This window comes from Microbispora hainanensis (assembly GCF_006874475.1).
Lineage (GTDB): Bacteria > Actinomycetota > Actinomycetes > Streptosporangiales > Streptosporangiaceae > Microbispora > Microbispora hainanensis.
On the sequence record NZ_VIRM01000001.1, the window covers coordinates 144,987 to 162,037 of the forward strand.

Below are 17,051 nucleotides of genomic sequence, written 5' to 3' on the forward strand. Positions count from 1 at the left end.
GGGAGGCCGGGTGCGCTGTGACGGGTGAGCGGGGCCGTGGTGCCGACGGGCCCCGGTCGGCAGGCCCTTCTCGCCACGCTTCGAGCGGGCGCGGTGCTCGGACGGCGATCGCTCGGGCCTCGACGGAGCGGTGCCGGGCTGGACCGTGATGTCAGGGGTCGTGGTGCCGGGAGCCGTCGTGGCCACGGTGCCGGCAGGTGGGTGCGGGCCCGGCATCGGACCGGAGGCGCCGACGCTCGCCCAGATGCCCACCGCGGTCAGGGCCGCGGCCCCGGTCAGGATCGCGGCACGGATCAGCTTCGGCCGCGTCAGGGAGCGATGGCGTCCGGCCTTCGCTATCGGGGAGGGCTCGGGTTCCGGCTCGGATCGGCCCTGAGGCCGGCCGCCGGGGGTGTCGCGCCGCCCGGGGACGGACGCGTACGGCGGCTGCGTGGGCCGCGCCGCACGGGCGGGGGCGTACGGGGCTCGCCCGGTGCGCCGGGGAGAGCGAGGTCTGTCGTGGCCGTTCATGACGCACTCCGGATCGAAGGGTTGTCGTGCCATCACCAAGGGAGAGGGAATGGCTACGAACGGTATCCGAAGATCTGGGGGCTGCGGCCGGCTTTGGCCCCAGGTTGTCAGCAAAATCTGCTGACAACCTGGGGTTTTTAAATCCCTCGTCGAGTCCGTGCTCGATCGAGGGCGGCGCGTCCGATCCTCAGGCGGGATCTCTCATGAGATCCCCGATCGCCGTGGGTCAGCCGCAGGAAGTGGCGGCGACGTTGGCGGCGGCGTCGTCGGCGGCACCGCAGTCGCTGGCGAGACTGCTGTCCACCAGGACCACCGGCGCGGTGACCACCGGCGTGGTGACCACGGGCGTGGTCCAGTAGCCGAGCGGGCGGCTCCAGTAGCCCAGGGGACGGTTCCAGTAGCCGAGGGGGCTGCCCCAGTAGCCACCGTGCCAGGGACGACCCGAGTGGTGACCCCACCCGCCGTTACCCCACCCGTTACCCCACCCGTCGGCCTGTGCGGTTGCGGCCGCCTGCCGCGGGGCCGCCGTCTCCGCCGAGGCGGCGATCGGCGCCATGACGACGATCCCGGCGGCGCAGGCAGCGCCGGCCAGGAGCAGTCGACGGATCATGCGTAACCTCCTGTTTACCTGAAGTCACTGACTGTGACCGCTGTCACGCTACAACTCCTCTGATCACACGGGTGGACGGCGACACTCCAAGGGATGGCAATGTCGCGGGCAGCGCCGCCGCACCGATAAAGCTGCCGCACCAATGAAGCTGCCGCACCAATGAAGCTGCCGCACCAATAGAGCTGGCGCACTGATACGACGGGCGCCGGCCCGGTCTCCGGCCCTTCCGGGCCGTGAACACCACCGCCGGCGCCCGATCCCGCGCGGGATCTACCTCTTCGCCGAGAGGTGCCGAGAGGAGAGGTGCCCGGCGGGCGTCACCAGTCGCCGTCCCCGCCCTCGTCCTCGTCGCCCTCGAAGATCTCTTCGATGATCTCGCCCGCCACCAGGCCGCCGACGACCCCGGCCGCGCCCGCCGCGGCCACCGCACCCCAGCCGGGGCCGTCGTGGTGCCCGTGGTGGCCGCCGTGCCCATAGCCGTGCCCATAGCCGTGGCCGAAGCCGGGGCCGGAGCCCGGCCCGAAGCCGGGGCCGGAGCCCGGCCCGAAACCCTGGTCATGCCCATAGCCGTGGCCGTGGTCTCCGTGGCCATACCCGTGCTCGTAGCCGCCGTACTGGACGAGCCCGCTCAGCCAGCGGTCGATCTCCCAGGGCCAGTCCATGTGCGCCGCGTCCTCGTGGCCGACGCGGAAGCGTCCGATGGCGTCGCCGGAGTAACGGCCGGCTCGCTTGTCGGCCTCCAGGATCACCTCCAGACCCGCGGGGTCGGCCACGAAGGTGAGCTCGACCTCCCCCACCACACCGGCGTGCCGCGGCGGCGGGTAGAACTCGATCTCCTGGTAGAACGGCAGCTCCTGGCGTACGCCGTACAGGTGGCCGGCCTCCAGGTCGGCCGACTTGAAGGCGAAACCGAGCTGGAGGAACGCCTCCAGGATGCGCATCTGCGAGGGAAGCGGCTCGACGGAGATCGGGTCGAGGTCGCCCTTGTCGACGGCCTTCGCGATGGCCACCTCGGTGCGTACGCCGAGTGCCATGCCGGTCAGGCGCTGCCCGTTGATCTCGCTGATCGGGGTCTCCCACGGCACCGGGATCTGGAAGGGGATGCTCCGGTTCTCGCCCTCACGCAGGGTGAACGGACCGGACACCCGGGTGCGGGAGAGCTCGCCGAGCCCCGCGCTCTCGCCGTCGCCGTGCTCGATCTCCACCCCGGCGACCAGGCCGAGCGTGATGTCCTCGATCTCGGCGTCGAAGTCGCCTCCGGACAGTCTCACCTCGCCCGTGAGCACGCCGCCCGGCCGGACTCGCGGGGTGGTCAGTACGGTGTCAACCGAGGGGGCGCCCACCCCGAGAGCGCCCAGCATCCGCTTGAAGACCACGTGTTTCTCCCTGTCGACGGTCGTTGAGGTGTCAGCCGCCCACCTGAACGATCAAGTGGTGTGGCCGGGTTCCGGCCGTCGGTAAAGATCCCCCTGAGATGATCAGGCGCTTGTACGGAGGCTCCGCGAGGGATAAGAGGCCACGCTGCCGCGAATTTGCCGCTCGTTTGCCCAAACCGGCGGTTTGGGATTGTTCTCCCTTTGGCTCACCAACGGACGAGAGGAGGCGGCGAACCGGCGTGGAAACCATCGATACAGAGGTGGCGACCGGCCGCGCGTCCCTGAGCAGGGTCGTCATGTCGATGGTCTCCCTGGCGCTGGCGGCCGTGCTCATCTCGTTTCTCCCGCACCTCACCGGAGTCACGTGGGGGCAGCTCGACGAGCGCCTGGTGCGGGTCGGCTGGGGCGCGATGGCGGTGCTCACGGGGGTGTGGCTGGCCGGGCTGGTGGCGTACTCGAACGTCGTGAGCGAGTCCCTGCCCGGGTTGAGCAGGCGCCGGGCGCTGCTGGTCAACTGCGTCGGCAGCGGCGCCAGCAACGTGCTGCCGTTCGGCGGGGCCGTGGGCGTGGCCATGACCGTCGCCATGATGACCAGGTGGGGCTTCGGACGGCGGCCGGTGGCGGCCTCCGCGGTCGTGACCGGCGTGTGGAACCTGCTGTCCCGCTTCCTGCTCCCCGCCGTCGGACTCGTCTGCCTGCTCGGCGCGGGGTACATGCCGGACCGCCGGCTCGCGGCGGCCGCCGGGGTCGGCGGCGCGCTGCTCATCGGCGTGGTCGTCGCCATGTCTGCCGCTCTCCGCCGGGAGGCGGTGGCCGACCTGCTGGGGCGGGGCCTGGATCGGCTGGCCCGGTTCCTGCCGCTCAGGCGGGAGCCGTGCCTGCGCGACTTCCTGCTCGACCTGCGTCACTCCACCATCGAGATCACTCGTACGCGCTGGCCCCGGCTCACGCTCGGCATGGCCGGCTACATGGCGCTGCAGTGCGTTCTGTTCGTCGGGTGCCTGCACGTGACCGGTGCCGAGGTCGCCGTCCCCGAGGCGGTCGCGGCCTTCGCGATCAACCGGGTGCTGACCACCGCGGTCATCACGCCCGGCGGGTCGGGGATCAGCGAGTCGGCGACCGCGCTGGCGTTGGTCGGTTTCGGCGTCGCACCCGGGGCGGCCGCGGCGGCGGTGCTGCTGTTCTGGTTCTTCGCCCACCTGATCGAGATCCCCGTCGGCTGGTTCGCCTGGGGCATCTGGTCGCTGACCACGCGCGCACGGCCGTGAGCGGGCCACCTCACCGCAGCGCTGCCTATCTCTTCACAGGACGGCCCGCTCTCTTCACAGGGCGGCCCGCATACTCCACGACCGGCGTACGCGGCCGGGTCAGCCGGCGGACACCCAGGACGGCGGCGGCCAGCACGACCAGGCCGCCCGCGACCAGCAGACCGATCCGCCCGGCGATCCGCTCCACCAGCTCGTACGAGCTTCCCGCGGCGTAGCCGAGCCCCACGGTGCCCGCTCCCCAGACCAGCCCGCCGGGCACCGCGTAGGCGAGGAACCGCCCGTGCGGCAGGCGTCCCATGCCGGCCAGCATGGGCACCAGGGCGCGCAACAGGCCGATCCAGCGGCCGACGAGGATGGCAGGCCCGCCGCGCCGCCGCAGGTAGTCCTCGGTGCGGTCCCAGCGCTCCGCGCTCACCCGGCGGCCCAGCCGGCTGTCCCGCACGCGAGGGCCGAGCCGCCTGCCGATCCGGTAGCTGATCACGTCACCGGCGACCGCGCCCACGCCGGCCGCGACCATCGTGAGAGGCAGGCTCACCTGCCCGGTGAAGGCCAGGAAGCCCGCCAGCAGCAGGGTGAGCTCACCCGGCACCACGAGCCCGATGAGCGCCGCCGTCTCCGCGCAGGCCATCAGCCCGACCACCAGATAGGCCCACGGGCCCGTCACCGCCATGAACTGGTGCAGCCCGTGCGTCATCGGATGCCCCCCGCCCCCCCGCGATGGCTGTCCCCCCACCATGCACGTCACAGGGGAAACGCCAATAGCCGGTGGCGGGAAAACCTCGGCAAGCGTCAGAGGGAAACGTCAGATGGCGCCGGAGAACGTGTCGCACCGGGCGGGGGAGCCCGTCTCGTATCCCGTGGTGAACCACTTCACGCGCTGCCGGGAACTCCCGTGCGTCCATCCCTCGGGGTCCACCCTGCCCCGGGTGCGCTCCTGGATTCTGTCGTCGCCCACCGCCGCCGCGGCGTCCAGGGCCTCCTGGATGTCCGCCGCCGTGAACGGGCTCGCGTAGAACCCCGTGTCGACCGCGTTCTTCGCCCACACTCCCGCGTAGCAGTCGGCCTGAAGCTCCAGCCGTACGGAGGCGCTGTCGGCGCCCTGGCTGCCGCCGCCGACCCGCCGTGTGGTGCCGAGGAGGTTCTGCACGTGGTGGCCGTACTCGTGCCCGATCACGTACGCCTGCGCGAACGGCCCGCCCTTGGCGCCGAACTGGCTCTCCAACTCGCCGAAGAAGCCGAGGTCGAGATAGACCTTGCCGTCGGCGGGGCAGTAGAAGGGGCCGACGGCGGAGCTGGCCTGGCCGCAGCCGGTGCTCACGGCGTTGGTGAACAGGACGGTGCGGGCGGTGCGGTACGGCTCCTTGCCCCGCTCGGCGAAGGCGTCCCGCCAGTATTTCTGGACGCTGTTGACCACACCCACGACGCGGCACTTCTCCGACTGGTCCGCGTCGCTGCCCTTCTTGCACTGGGCGGTGAGATCCGACGCCGGGCGCGCGCCCGTCGATCCGCCGGACGAGGAACCTCCACCGCTCAGAAGATCGGCCGGGTTGACGCCCAGGAGCAGGGCGACGACCAGGGCGACGACACCGATGGCGCCCCCGCCGATCGCGAGCCCGCCGCCCGGGAACCCGCCGCCGCCCTCCTCCACCTGAGACGCGTCGAGGTCGACGTCGTCGCGGAAGTCCATAAGCTCGCCTTCCTGCCCCGGGATCTGCCACGTCCTATGATCCCCGACGGCCGCATTCCAGAGGAGCCGCAGATGATGAACGAACGATCCCTCCACGAGACCCGGGAGTTCTTCGCCGCGAAGGCGGCCACCTGGGAGGAGAAGTATCCCGACGACGGCCCGGTCTTCGCCGCCGCGATCGCCGAGATGGCCCTGCCGTCCGGGGGCCTGGTCCTCGACGCCGGATGCGGCACCGGCCGCGCGTTCCCTCTGCTGCGCGACGCCGTCGGGCCCGCCGGGCGGGTGGTGGGCGTGGACGTCACCCCCGAGATGATCCGGTCGGCCCGCGATCGGGGGCGCGCCGACTTCGGCCTGCTGCTGATCGCCGATGCCGGGCGGCTTCCGCTCCGCGACGGCGTGGCCGACGGCGTGCTGGCCTCCGGGCTGATCTCCCACGTTCCGCGGCCGGCGGCCGTACTGGCCGAGCTGGCCCGGGTGACCCGCCCCGGCGGGCGGCTGGCACTGTTCCACCCCGTGGGCCGTGCGGTGCTCGCGGCCCGGCGCGGCCGCACCCTGACCCCCGACGACCTTCGGGCCGAGCGCAACCTCCGTCCCCTGCTGGACGCCGCCGGCTGGACTCTGCTCGCCTTCCACGACACCGACGAGCGTTATCTGGCTCTGGCTCGCAGATGAGATATGAGAAAAGGAAACGGCAGGGTTTCTGCGATCGGGTAGGCGTCAAACAGCACGCAACTGCGGCGTAGGGTGGTGCCCGTGACGACGTTCCGGATCAGCGAAGCGGCCGCGGTGCTCGGCGTCAGCGCCGACACCGTACGGCGTCTCGTCGACGGGGGCCGGCTCGCCGCGCACCGCGACGAGAACGGCCACCGCCTGATCGCCGGCACCGACCTCGCGGCGTACGCGCGGGCGCAGACCGAGGCGGACGAGCGCACCGGCGTCTCCTCGGCGCGCAACCGCTTACGCGGGATCGTGACCGAGGTGATCAGGGACGCGGTGATGGCCCAGGTGGAGATCGCTGCCGGGCCGTTCCGCGTGGTCTCGCTGATGAGCCGCCAGGCGGCCGACGAGCTCGGCCTGGAGCCGGGGGTGATGGCGGTGGCCGTCGTCAAGTCCACCAACGTCGTCGTCGAGATCCCCGGCCACGCGCGCGTCGCGAGTCAGTAGAAGGAGCCGTGATGCTCAGACGTCTCCGCCTGGCCGCCGTCCTCGCCTCGGTGCTGAGCCTGGCGGCGTGCGGCTCGTCCTCATCGGACACCGCCGCTCCCGCCTCCTCCGGCGGTGCCGGGAAAACGCTCACGGTGTTCGCCGCGGCGTCCCTGACCGAGACGTTCACCGAGCTGGGCAGGCGGTTCGAAAGCGCCCACTCCGGCACGAAGGTCACCTTCAACTTCGGGTCCAGCGCGACCCTGGCGCAGCAGATCACGCAGGGGGCCCCCGCCGACGTCTTCGCCGCCGCGAGCCCGGCCACCATGAAGACGGTCACCGACGCCGGGCTGGCCTCGGCGCCCACCGTGTTCGTCAGGAACACGCTCCAGATCGCCGTCCCCGAGGACAACCCGGCCAAGGTCGGGTCGCTCAAGGACCTGACCGACCCGAAGGTCAAGGTCGCCCTGTGCGCCGAGCAGGTGCCCTGCGGCGCGGCGGCGGTCAAGGCGCTGGACGCGGCCGGCCTCAAGGTCACCCCCGTCACCCTGGAGCAGGACGTCAAGGCGACGCTCACCAAGGTGCGGCTCGGCGAGGTCGACGCGGCGCTCGTCTACCGCACCGACGTGATCGCCTCCGGCGGGAGGGTCAGGGGCATCGACTTCCCCGAAGCCGCCCAGGCCGTCAACGACTATCCGATCGCGGCGCTCGCCGAGGCGCCCGCACCCGATCTGGCCGAGCAGTTCGTCGATCTCGTGCTGTCGCAGCAGGGCAGGGACGTGCTGACCAAGGCCGGTTTCCAGGCGCCGTGACCAGGCCCGTACGAGCGAGGGCCCCGCGGGCGCGCATGCCGTGGCCGCTGCTGGTGCCCGCGCTCGCGGGGCTGGCCTTCCTCGTCCTTCCGCTGGCCGGGCTGCTGGTCCGCGCCCCGTGGGCGACTCTGCCGGGGCGGCTGGCCGAGCCGCGGGTGCTGGAGGCCCTGCGGCTCTCCCTGGTGACCGCGACCATCGCGACCGCCGTCTGCCTGCTGCTCGGCGTGCCGCTCGCCTGGCTGCTGGCCCGTACGACGCTGCCGGGGAGGCGGGTGCTGCGCGCGCTGGTCACCGTGCCGCTCGTGCTGCCGCCGGTCGTCGGCGGCGTCGCGCTGCTGCTGGTGCTCGGCCGCCGCGGGCTCATCGGCCAGTGGTTGTACGACGCCTTCGGCGTCTCCCTGCCCTTCACCACCACCGGAGTCGTCGTCGCGGAGGCGTTCGTCGCCATGCCGTTCCTCGTCATCGCCGTGGAGGGGGCGCTGCGCGCGGCCGACCAGCGCTACGAGGAGGCCGCCGCGACGCTGGGGGCCTCCCGCTGGACCGTCTTCCGCCGGGTCACCCTGCCCATGGTCGCCCCCGGCGTGCTGGCGGGCGCCGTCCTGTGCTGGGCCCGCGCGCTCGGCGAGTTCGGGGCGACCATCACCTTCGCCGGGAACTTCCCGGGCCGCACGCAGACCATGCCGCTGGCCGTCTATCTGGCGCTGGAGACCGATCCGGACGCCGCAATCGTGCTCAGCCTGGTGCTGCTCGCGGTCTCGGTGATCGTGCTGGCCGGCCTGCGCGACCGCTGGGTGGGCGCCGCATGAACATGAAGGCCCATCTGGTCGTCGAACGCCCCGCTTTTCGCCTGGACGTCCGGATCAGCGCGGCAGCCGGTGAGGTGGTGGCGCTGCTCGGTCCCAACGGCGCGGGCAAGACGACCGCGCTGCGCGGCCTCGCCGGGCTCACCGCCCTGAACGGCGGGCGCGTCGAGCTGGACGGCGCCGAGGTCCACCACCTGCCGCCCGAACGCCGCGGGATCGGCGTGGTCTTCCAGGACTACCTGCTGTTCCCGCACCTGTCCGCTCTCGACAACGTCGCCTTCGGGCCACGCTGCAAGGGGCTCGGCAAGGCCGCGGCCCGCCGGGCCGCCGCCGAGCTGCTCGACCGCGTCGGACTCGCCGGCCACGCCCACGTCCGTCCCGGGCGTCTGTCCGGAGGCCAGGCGCAGCGCGTCGCCCTCGCCCGCGCCCTCGCCGTACGGCCCCGCCTGCTGCTGCTGGACGAGCCGCTGGCCGCCCTCGACGCGCACACCCGGCTGGAGATCCGCGCCGAGCTGCGCCGCCACCTGGCCGACTTCGACGGCGCGACCATCCTGGTCACCCACGACGCGCTCGACGCGATGGTCCTGGCCCACCGGCTCGTCGTGATCGAGAACGGCGCCGTCGTGCAGACCGGCACGCCGGGCGAGATCGCCCGCCATCCGCGTACGGACTACGTCGCCCGACTCGTCGGCCTCAACCTCTATCGGGGCGAGGCCGACGGCGAGCACGTCGTCGTGGGCGAGGTGCGCTTCAGCAGCGCAGAACGCCTGACCGGGCCCGCCTTCGTCGCCTTCCCGCCGTCGGCCGTCGCCCTCTATAGGAGCCGCCCCGACGGCAGCCCGCGCAACCTGTGGCAGGTCGTCATCGACGGCATCGAACGCCACGGCGACCACGTTCGCGTGCACCTGCGCGGGCCGATCCCGCTGCTCGCCGACGTCACCCCGGCGGCCGCCGCCGACCTCGACCTCACCCCGGGCCAGGACGTCTGGGCCGCCGTCAAGGCCACCGAGACGCACGCCTACCCGGCCTGAACCGGCGACCGTGGGGCGAAACGGTAGATTGCCCGCATGTCCTCCACCCCGGGGGACAAGCGGAACATGATCGTCGCGGTGCCCGGGACGGTGACCATCGCGCTGGTCCTCCTGCAGCTCGTGGCGGCGGTCGTGGCGGCGTGGGTCGCCTGGCCCGCGTTCGCCGCCGTACCGGTGACCGTGCTGGCCGCGGTCACCGTGGTGCTCGAACTGCCCCGCTGGCGGTGGCTCGCCTCCCGGTGAGGCGTGCCGCCCCGGGGCCGGTCACGCGTACGCGCGGTCGCGTCGCAGGAAGACCGCGGCGAGCAGGACGCCCAGCAGGACGAGTACGGCGTTGACGATGACGGCGGTCGTGACGCCGTGCAGGATCGCCCCGGCGGACGCCACACCCCCGGCCGTGGCGGTGGCGATCGCCGACATGATCGGGGTGCCCATGGTGATGCCGACCTGCTGGGACATCGACGCCAGACCGGTGGCAAGGCCCTGCTCGTGGTCGGGGAGGCCGGTGGTGGCGGTGACCATGAAGCCGACGATGACGAGCATGTTGCCCACGCCGCCCAGGAAGGTGGCGGGCAGCAGCAGCCCCATCGAGGCCGGTGTGTCGCCGAGGAAGATCAGGACGGCGGTGAAGACGGCCTGGAGCAGCCCGCCGCCGACCAGGACGGCCGTCGTGGACGTACGGGCGATCGCCTTCGGGGCGAGCACGCCGCCGGTCACGGTCCCGGCTCCCAGGACGCCGAAGGAGAGCCCGGCGGCGAGCGCCGAGAAGCCCAGGGTCTTCTGCATATAGAGGGTGAGCAGATAGACCAGGGACGTCTCGGTGACGAAGGCGAGCAGCCCGAGCACGTTGCCCCAGGCCACCGTGCGCTTGCGCAGTACGCGCACCGGGACCAGGGGCTGGGCGGCCCGGCGCTCGACGAGGTAGAAGACGACCAGCAGGACGGCCCCGGTCAGCAGGCCCGTCAGGGCGAAGGGCTCGGTCCAGCCGTGTTCGCCCGCCCGCGTCAGGCCGTAGACGACGCCGAGCAGTCCGAGGGTGACCGACAGCGCGCCGGGCAGATCGACCGCGGGGCGGGCGGCGGGACGCGACTCGGCGATGACGGCGGGGGCGACGAGCAGCACGGCCACGGCGACGGGGACGTTGACGAAGAAGGCCCAGCGCCACGACAGCAGGTCGGTGAGCACGCCGCCGAGCACCGCACCGGCGGTGAACCCGGCGGACATGAGCGCGCCGTTCAGGCCCAGGGCCTTCTGCCGCAGCGGGCCTTCGGGGAACGACGTGGTGAGCAGGGCGAGCCCGGCCGGGGTGGCGGCGGCGGTGGCGAGCCCCTGGGCGACGCGGGCGACGATGAGCACCCCGGGGCCGGGGGCGAGCCCACCGGCGAGCGAGGCCGCGCCCAGGAGCGCGAGGCTGCCGAGGAAGATGCGCTTGCGGCCGATCAGGTCGCCGATGCGGCCGAAGAAGAGAGTGAAACCGGCCGCGCACAGGGCGAAGGCCGTGGCGACCCACTGCAGATCGGCCAGCGAGAACCCGAGGTCGTCGCCGATCGCGGGCAGCGCCACGTTCAGGATCGAGAAATCGACGGCCAGCATGAACTGGGCGACCAGCAGCACCGCGAGGACGACCTTCAAGCGGCCGGCCAGGCGTGACGCCTCGTGAGCGGCGGCCGGCGGCGATTTCGTGGTGGACATGACGGGGACCCCCTTCAGGGAGGCGACTTAACGGGTCTACCGTCCCATTAGACTGAGGGGGACACTAGCACCACGCGTCGCCTTAAGGGAACGGCGGTCCCGATAGTGACCCTTGGGAAGGAGCCGTCATGGCAGCAACTCCACCGCCCGGTGCCGTCCGCCCAGGTGGACGCACGGCCCGCGTCCGCGAGGCCGTCCTCGAAGCCGCCGCCGACACCCTGGCCGAGAAGGGCTTCGACGGTCTCGACCTCAGTGAGATCGCCCGTATCGCGGGGGTCGGGAAGACGACCCTCTATCGCCGCTGGGGCACGCCCGCCGCGCTCGCCGCCGACCTCCTCCAGGACATGGCCGAGCGGTCCCTGCCCCGCTCGCGCAACGGCGACATCGACCGGGATCTGCGCGACAACGCCCACCTGGTGCTCAAAACCCTCACCGATCCCCGCCAGGGACGGCTGTTCAAGGCGCTGATCGCCGCCTCGCTCTGCAACGACCAGGCCGCGCAGGCGTTGCGCCGCTTCTACGCCGTACGCATCGACGAATGGGCCGGCTGCGTCACCGACGCGATCGAACGCGGCGAGCTGCCCCCCGGCACCGACCCCCGCCGGGTGATCGCCGCCGTCTCCGCGCCTCTCTACTACGCCCTGCTCAACACCGGGGAACCCCTGGACGAGGCGGCGGCCGATCGGGCCGCGGCGGCCGCCCTGGCAGCGGCCCGCGCCGGCGCCCTCACCTGAACAGCACAGGTGGGCACCCGAACTGCCCACCTGTCGGTGCGTACTTTTTTCAGCAGGGCGAGAACGGCCTCAGACGGAGCCCCCGTACAGGCGCCGCATTTGCGCTTCATACTGCGAGAACGGCTCCAGGCCCATTGCGGCGCGGCGGTCGTCCAGGCGATCCGCGTCCTCTATCGGGTGTGGCCTGAAACCGCTGTCGTCCCTGAAGAATTGCGTTCCATAGAGCTGGGGACGGCCGGAACCCACGCGAATTCGATCTTCGAGGTAGGCGAGATGCGCGGGCTTCGCCTCGTTCCGGGAAACGGCGTCGGAAAGCGCTCGGTGGAATTCGCGCTGAACCTCGGGTGAGGCGTCGGCGTGCTGGGCGAGCAGCCATGCCGCCAGCGCCGCTTCCTCTCCTACCTGCGACAACAGCGGCCAGCCGCGCGCGCCGACCACCGATCGCAGCCATGCCGTGTTGTCCCGATCGATGCTCCTCCACTGGGCCATGCGCTCCTGGCTCGGAGGCTCATCGGCCGGCTCGCGGATATCCTGATCGACCTTCATGCGCTTCAGCAGTTCCGCCCGCAGTTCGTCGTCGGTCACGTTCCGAATTTACGCCGCGGGCGACGTCCGGTCACCTTCTCGACGTTGCCCAATCGATTTCGGATGCACGTGATCCGGCCCCGCTTTCGCACGCATTCTCCAGGTCGCCGAAACCGGTCCGTCCGCTGCCGAGCGAACGGCGGCCGAGGCGGGATCGGCCGTACGAGCGGTTGCGCGCACCGCGGATCACAGGCCATCATCAAGGCATGATCTCCAACCGGAAGGGCGGCGACGCCCACGCGCGGTGACCGCGCTCACGCGGCGCTATGCCGCCGCCGAACCTGTGGCCGACGTACGGAGCAAGAGCGCTCACGACCGGTGGCAGGAAGCAGTCAAGATCCGACAGGAGTGGCTGGACCACGGTCTGTCCACACAGCCGGCCGACCGGCGGGCCGTCGAACACAGCCTCACCGTCATCTACGCGAGGATCTCTCGCCCGAAGCCCCGGTTCGAATGGGTCGACTCACCGGCGCAGGCGATCCCGCTCGTCGCCGGTCTGCCCACTCTCGACCGGCTCTACGGGTGGATCCGGGATCCTCATCCGCAGGGGACACCGCCATTGGCCAGTGATCTGGCCATGCTCGAGTCCCAGTTGCGCGGCGCGCTCAGCGCCGGTGTCTCCCACGCCGACCCTGAGCTCTCCCCGACACGAAGGGGCAAACGGGGCGACCCCTGGCCCGAACTGCCACCGCTGAAGGCGCTCGACACCGGCGTTCCCCTAGGTGTCGTGCTGCATCAGGGCATCCGCACCGCACTGCACCGGAGCCTCGCACACGGATATCGCATCCCGATTCGCACCGCCCTGACCGGCGGCGGGCCCTTACCCACCTGCTGGTACGGCCAGCAGGACGCCGCATGGGTCGGCTACTACGACGCCCTGCACCGGCTCGGACTGGCCTCCTACAGGCCGGACGAACTCGAGCACCTCGGCCACTGGGCCGCGCTGGTGCGCTCCGGCGGCTGGTGGTGGCCGGGCGAGGAGGTGTGCGTCGTCGTGGACCGGCCCGAAATGGTCCGCGTCGAACCCGTGCCGGGAACCTGGCACGACGAGGTCCGGTTGCGACGCGGCGGCGTCCGCTACCGCGACGGCTGGCACCCACTGCTCGCCTGACCCACGGGCGGGCCGGGACGACAGGTCGTCCCGGCCCGCCCCGGTCCGCTCCGGCGGCGGCGCAGGATCGCTCCGTCGGCTCGTGCCCGGCTGCCGCCGGTCAGGGCGGTGAGGCGGTGCTCCCGCGTACGACCAGGTGGGTGGCGAGCTCGATGCGGTGCTGTTCGGACGCGTCGCCGGCGCTGACGGCCATGACGAGTTCCCCGGCGGCGGCGCCCATCTTGGCGAGCGGCTGATGGACCGTGGTCATCGGCGGGTCCGTCCACTGGGCGAGCGGCAGGTCGTCGAAGCCGACGACACTGAGGTCGTCGGGCACGCGCAACCCCGCCCGCAGGGCTGCCTGATAGACCCCGAGTGCCTGCAGATCGTTGCCGGCGAAGACGGCGGTGGGCCGGTCGGGGAGGGCCAGCAGCGCCTGCGCTTCGGTGCGGCCGGTCTCCACGTAGAGCGGGCCGGTCCGCAGGAACCGATGGTCGACGGGCACCCCCGCGGTTTCCATGGCCGCGCGGTAGCCGTCGAGCCGGGCACGGCAGCACATCAGGGTCGCCGGACCGTTGATCATGGCGATCCTGCGGTGCCCGAGCTCCAGCAGGTGGCGGGTGGCCGACAGGCCGCCGTTCCAGTTCGTCGCCCCGACAGAGGGGACCCGGTGGCTCGGCTCGCCGTACGGGTCCAGTGCGACGAGCGGGATGGACCTGCTCGCGAGCTGCGCGTGCTCGTGGTCGCTCAGCTCGGCGGAGACGGCGATCACACCGGAGGGGCGCCGGGCCAGGACCTCCTCGATCCACCCGTGATGCGGAGAGTTGCGTCCATGCATGTCGGTGACGGCCACGGTCAGGCCGTAGGACTGGGCGACCTCGTTGACGCCGCGGATGAGCTCCAGCGCCCACAGACTGTCGAGGGCCTGGAAGAGGACCTCGATGACGGCCGCCGACTCGGTCCTCTCCGGCCGGCGCCGCCAACCGTGCTCACGGATCAGCTCCTCGATCCGGCGCCGGGTGGCGACCGACACACCAGGGCGTCCGTTGATCACCTTGGACACGGTCGGCGGGGACACCCCGGCCAGCCTGGCGATCTGCGCGACCGTGATCTCCTGGCGGCGCCGCGGTCCTAGCTCAGCGGGAAGGCTTGTGCCGGTCACCCACGGAAGTTTAGAGAACTCGCGACACCATTCGTGAAAAATTCAGAATCATTCGTCGATCCGGTCCGTTGACCTGCGGCAGCGAAATGCGTTCGGCTCGGGAGTGTCCTCCTGCCACCTCGCGCCTCCATGATGCGGTCACGAAACATAAAGGCCGGAGGTGTTAATCATGAAGAAGCCAGGATGGACGCGTCGCCCCCGGGCGGCGCTGTCCCTGGCGCTTGCCGTCGGCGCGGCGTCGTTCGCCGTCGTGACCGCGACGAGCCCGGTGCACGCCGTCACGCGGCCGCCGCTCGGGCAGAACATCAAGGTCAACCAGGTCGCCTACGCGCCGGGCATGGCCAAGCAGGCGACTGTCGTGAGCTCCTCCACCTCGCCGCTGACGTGGAGTCTGCTCAATGACGCCGACCAGGTGGTGGCGACCGGAACCACGACCGTCTTCGGGCAGGACGCGCCCTCGGGCGACGCCGTTCACAAAATCGACTTCTCGTCGTACACGGGAACGGGTACGAATTTCGTGCTCACCGTGGGCAACGAGTCCAGCCGGCCCTTCGATGTCAGTGTGGGCGCCTGGAAGAAGCTCCCGTACGACGCGCTCGCGTTCTTCTACCACCAGCGGAGCGGAATCGCGATCGAGGGTCAGTACGCGGGCAGCCAGTACGCCCGGCCCGCCGGGCACGTGAACGTCTCGCCCAATCAGGGCGACAACGCCGTGCCCTGCCGCACGAGCTGCGGCTACACCCTGGACGTCCGCGGCGGCTGGTACGACGCCGGCGACCACGGCAAGTACGTGGTCAACGGCGGCATGTCGGCCTGGCAGCTCGTCAACATCTACGAGCGGGCCAAGAACGTCCCCGGCGCCGACCCCGCGGCCTTCGGCGACGGCACCATGGCCATCCCTGAGCGGGGCAACGGCGTGCCCGACATCCTCGACGAGGCCCGCTGGGAGATCGACTTCATGCTGAAGATGCAGGTCCCGGACGGGAGGCCGCTGGCGGGCATGGCACATGCCAAGATCCACGACCAGGCGTGGACCGGCCTGCCGCTGCGGCCCGACCAGGATCCCCAGCCCCGGCTGCTGTCGGCGCCCACCACCGCCGCCACGCTGAACCTCGCCGCGTCGGCCGCGCAGTGCGCCCGCGTGTGGGCCTCCATCGACGCGGCCTTCTCCAGCCGCTGCCTCACCGCCGCCGAGAAGGCGTACGCGGCGGCCAAGGCGAACCCGTCCGTCATCGCCCCGAGCAGCGACGACCAGGGCGGCGGCTCCTACGTCGACACCAAGGTGACCGACGAGTTCTACTGGGCGGCCGCCGAACTGTACGTCACCACGGGCAAGCAGACCTACCGCGACGACCTCACCGGCTCGTCCCTCTACTACGGCAGGAGCTTCACCAACGAAGGCGCCCAGTGGTCGGAGGTCGGCTCACTCGGCGACATCACGCTCGCGCTCGTGCCGAACGGCCTGACCTCCACCATCGGGACGCAGCTGCGGAACCGTTTCGTGAGCAACGGCGACACCTTGCTTACCGCGATGCGCGGCCAGGGCTACCCCGTGCCGTTCGCGCCGCCCGGCGGAGGCTACATCTGGGGCTCGAACAACCTGATCCTCAACAACGCCGCGCTGCTCGCGCTCGCCTACGACTTCAGTGGGCAGGAACGCTTCCGCACCGGGGTGTTCGAGACGATGGCGTACGAATTCGGCCGCAATCCGATGGGCCAGTCGTACGTGACCGGATACGGTGACCAGCCCTCGCGCAACGTCCACCACAGGTTCTGGGCTCACCAGCTCGACTCGTCACTGCCGATCGCGCCGCCCGGGGCGCTGGCCGGCGGCCCGAACAGCGGGCTGCAGGACCCGGTCGCCCAGGAGAGGCTCGGCGGGTGCAGGCCGCAGAAGTGCTACCTGGACGACATCAACGCCTGGTCGGTCAACGAGGTCGCGATCAACTGGAACGCGGTGCTGGCGTGGGTGAGCGCGTGGACCGCGGAGAACGCCGGCACATCCGTGAGCCCGTCGCCCTCACCGTCGGCTTCGCCCAGTCCCAGCCCGTCGCCGTCGCCCTCGCCCTCACCGTCGGCTTCGCCCAGTCCCAGCCCGTCGCCGTCCCCGTCCCCGTCGCCGTCCCCGTCGCCGTCCCCGTCCCCGTCCCCGTCGCGGTCTCCGTCGCCTTCGCCTTCGCCGAGCACGGGTAAGGCCTGCACCGCGACGTACGCCGTGACCAGCCAGTGGCCCGGCGGCTTCGGGGCGACCATCGACGTGAAGAACACCGGGACCGGCACCATCAACGGATGGACGATCGCCTGGACCTTCCCCAACGGCCAGACGATCACCCAGCTCTGGAGCGCCTCATACACGGTGAACGGATCCAACGTTAACGCGACGAACATGTCCTGGAACGGCACGCTCGGCGCCGGCGCGTCCACCTCGTTCGGCTTCAACGGCTCGTGGAACGGCACCAACTCGGCTCCGTCCCAGCTGACCTGCACCCCTGCCTGACACACACGTGGCCCCCGCGCGCGAACCCCGCGCGGGGCCACGTTCGTCCAC

The 17,051-nt window shown here is 71.6% G+C and carries 18 protein-coding genes; 11 read left to right on the forward strand and 7 right to left on the reverse strand.

The features are described from left to right. The first annotated feature begins 130 nt into the window (after positions 1-130). Positions 131-376 (forward strand): hypothetical protein, encoded by a 246-nt coding sequence (locus tag FLX08_RS00635; protein WP_142616023.1) that lies wholly within the window; start codon positions 131-133, stop codon positions 374-376. Between the two features lie 360 nt (positions 377-736). Here FLX08_RS00635 and FLX08_RS00640 read toward each other — a convergent pair whose 3' ends face one another. Both FLX08_RS00640 and FLX08_RS00645 read right to left on the reverse strand, forming a co-directional pair. Then, positions 737-1,120 (reverse strand): hypothetical protein, encoded by a 384-nt coding sequence (locus FLX08_RS00640; protein WP_142616025.1) that lies wholly within the window; start codon positions 1,118-1,120, stop codon positions 737-739. Positions 1,121-1,437: 317 nt separating this feature from the next. Further along, positions 1,438-2,496 (reverse strand): sporulation protein, encoded by a 1,059-nt coding sequence (locus FLX08_RS00645; RefSeq protein ID WP_142616027.1) that lies wholly within the window; start codon positions 2,494-2,496, stop codon positions 1,438-1,440. 239 nt (positions 2,497-2,735) lie between these two features. Here FLX08_RS00645 and FLX08_RS00650 point away from each other — a divergent pair, with 239 nt between their 5' ends. Then, entirely contained in the window at positions 2,736-3,764 is a 1,029-nt protein-coding gene (locus FLX08_RS00650) for a lysylphosphatidylglycerol synthase transmembrane domain-containing protein (protein WP_244312170.1), read from the forward strand. Positions 3,765-3,789: 25 nt separating this feature from the next. Here FLX08_RS00650 and FLX08_RS00655 read toward each other — a convergent pair whose 3' ends face one another. Beyond that, positions 3,790-4,458, reverse strand: a complete 669-nt coding sequence (locus FLX08_RS00655; protein ID WP_167530228.1) for a DedA family protein — start codon at positions 4,456-4,458, stop codon at positions 3,790-3,792. A 108-nt stretch (positions 4,459-4,566) separates the two neighbouring features. Continuing rightward, complete coding sequence (gene ypfJ, locus FLX08_RS00660; RefSeq protein ID WP_142616031.1) at positions 4,567-5,451, reverse strand: KPN_02809 family neutral zinc metallopeptidase; 885 nt, start codon at positions 5,449-5,451, stop codon at positions 4,567-4,569. A gap of 72 nt (positions 5,452-5,523) precedes the next feature. Here ypfJ and FLX08_RS00665 point away from each other — a divergent pair, with 72 nt between their 5' ends. The 6 genes from FLX08_RS00665 (at position 5,524) to FLX08_RS00690 (ending at position 9,483) form a co-directional block, all read left to right on the forward strand. Beyond that, the gene (locus FLX08_RS00665; protein ID WP_208761201.1) at positions 5,524-6,123 is read left to right on the forward strand and encodes a class I SAM-dependent methyltransferase; all 600 of its coding nucleotides are present in this window, start codon (positions 5,524-5,526) and stop codon (positions 6,121-6,123) included. An 81-nt stretch (positions 6,124-6,204) separates the two neighbouring features. Then, entirely contained in the window at positions 6,205-6,615 is a 411-nt protein-coding gene (locus FLX08_RS00670) for a TOBE domain-containing protein (RefSeq protein ID WP_142616033.1), read from the forward strand. An 11-nt stretch (positions 6,616-6,626) separates the two neighbouring features. Further along, positions 6,627-7,406 carry a molybdate ABC transporter substrate-binding protein gene (gene modA, locus FLX08_RS00675; RefSeq protein ID WP_142616035.1) on the forward strand — a complete coding sequence of 260 codons (780 nt, stop codon included), beginning with the start codon at positions 6,627-6,629 and terminating at the stop codon, positions 7,404-7,406. Positions 7,407-7,441: 35 nt separating this feature from the next. Beyond that, positions 7,442-8,212, forward strand: coding sequence for a molybdate ABC transporter permease subunit (gene modB, locus FLX08_RS00680; RefSeq protein ID WP_142616037.1), 771 nt, complete (start codon positions 7,442-7,444; stop codon positions 8,210-8,212). Beyond that, positions 8,209-9,240: an ABC transporter ATP-binding protein gene (locus FLX08_RS00685; RefSeq protein ID WP_142616039.1), complete on the forward strand. Its 1,032-nt coding sequence runs from the start codon at positions 8,209-8,211 to the stop codon at positions 9,238-9,240. The genes modB and FLX08_RS00685 overlap by 4 nt, the downstream gene beginning before the upstream one ends. 36 nt (positions 9,241-9,276) lie before the next feature. Next, on the forward strand, positions 9,277-9,483 hold the full coding sequence (locus FLX08_RS00690; protein WP_142616041.1) for a hypothetical protein: 207 nt from the start codon (positions 9,277-9,279) through the stop codon (positions 9,481-9,483). A 21-nt stretch (positions 9,484-9,504) separates the two neighbouring features. Here FLX08_RS00690 and FLX08_RS00695 read toward each other — a convergent pair whose 3' ends face one another. Then, positions 9,505-10,932, reverse strand: a complete 1,428-nt coding sequence (locus tag FLX08_RS00695; RefSeq protein WP_142616043.1) for an MFS transporter — start codon at positions 10,930-10,932, stop codon at positions 9,505-9,507. Positions 10,933-11,060: 128 nt separating this feature from the next. Between FLX08_RS00695 and FLX08_RS00700 the strand changes: the two genes are divergently transcribed. Then, on the forward strand, positions 11,061-11,666 hold the full coding sequence (locus tag FLX08_RS00700) for a TetR/AcrR family transcriptional regulator (RefSeq protein WP_142616045.1): 606 nt from the start codon (positions 11,061-11,063) through the stop codon (positions 11,664-11,666). A 69-nt stretch (positions 11,667-11,735) separates the two neighbouring features. Here the strand turns inward: FLX08_RS00700 and FLX08_RS00705 are convergent, their stop codons facing one another. Further along, complete coding sequence (locus FLX08_RS00705; protein ID WP_208761202.1) at positions 11,736-12,251, reverse strand: DUF6624 domain-containing protein; 516 nt, start codon at positions 12,249-12,251, stop codon at positions 11,736-11,738. Between the two features lie 244 nt (positions 12,252-12,495). On the opposite strand from FLX08_RS00705, the gene FLX08_RS00710 reads away from it, so the two are divergent. Beyond that, positions 12,496-13,362, forward strand: coding sequence for a hypothetical protein (locus FLX08_RS00710; RefSeq protein WP_208761203.1), 867 nt, complete (start codon positions 12,496-12,498; stop codon positions 13,360-13,362). 100 nt (positions 13,363-13,462) lie between these two features. Here the strand turns inward: FLX08_RS00710 and FLX08_RS00715 are convergent, their stop codons facing one another. Next, complete coding sequence (locus FLX08_RS00715; protein WP_142616047.1) at positions 13,463-14,503, reverse strand: LacI family DNA-binding transcriptional regulator; 1,041 nt, start codon at positions 14,501-14,503, stop codon at positions 13,463-13,465. A gap of 169 nt (positions 14,504-14,672) precedes the next feature. On the opposite strand from FLX08_RS00715, the gene FLX08_RS00720 reads away from it, so the two are divergent. After that, complete coding sequence (locus FLX08_RS00720) at positions 14,673-17,000, forward strand: glycoside hydrolase family 9 protein (RefSeq protein ID WP_142616050.1); 2,328 nt, start codon at positions 14,673-14,675, stop codon at positions 16,998-17,000. The last annotated feature ends 51 nt before the right edge of the window (positions 17,001-17,051 follow it).

Coding starts and splice junctions, on each gene's coding strand:
- ypfJ (WP_142616031.1), bottom strand. CDS start 5,451: ATGGACTTCCGCGACGACGTCGACCTCGACGCGTCTCAGGTGGAGGAG.
- FLX08_RS00640 (WP_142616025.1), bottom strand. CDS start 1,120: ATGATCCGTCGACTGCTCCTGGCCGGCGCTGCCTGCGCCGCCGGGATC.
- FLX08_RS00695 (WP_142616043.1), bottom strand. CDS start 10,932: ATGTCCACCACGAAATCGCCGCCGGCCGCCGCTCACGAGGCGTCACGC.
- FLX08_RS00665 (WP_208761201.1), top strand. CDS start 5,524: ATGATGAACGAACGATCCCTCCACGAGACCCGGGAGTTCTTCGCCGCG.
- FLX08_RS00700 (WP_142616045.1), top strand. CDS start 11,061: ATGGCAGCAACTCCACCGCCCGGTGCCGTCCGCCCAGGTGGACGCACG.
- FLX08_RS00685 (WP_142616039.1), top strand. CDS start 8,209: ATGAACATGAAGGCCCATCTGGTCGTCGAACGCCCCGCTTTTCGCCTG.
- FLX08_RS00720 (WP_142616050.1), top strand. CDS start 14,673: ATGAAGAAGCCAGGATGGACGCGTCGCCCCCGGGCGGCGCTGTCCCTG.
- modA (WP_142616035.1), top strand. CDS start 6,627: ATGCTCAGACGTCTCCGCCTGGCCGCCGTCCTCGCCTCGGTGCTGAGC.
- FLX08_RS00690 (WP_142616041.1), top strand. CDS start 9,277: ATGTCCTCCACCCCGGGGGACAAGCGGAACATGATCGTCGCGGTGCCC.
- modB (WP_142616037.1), top strand. CDS start 7,442: ATGCCGTGGCCGCTGCTGGTGCCCGCGCTCGCGGGGCTGGCCTTCCTC.
- FLX08_RS00655 (WP_167530228.1), bottom strand. CDS start 4,458: ATGACGCACGGGCTGCACCAGTTCATGGCGGTGACGGGCCCGTGGGCC.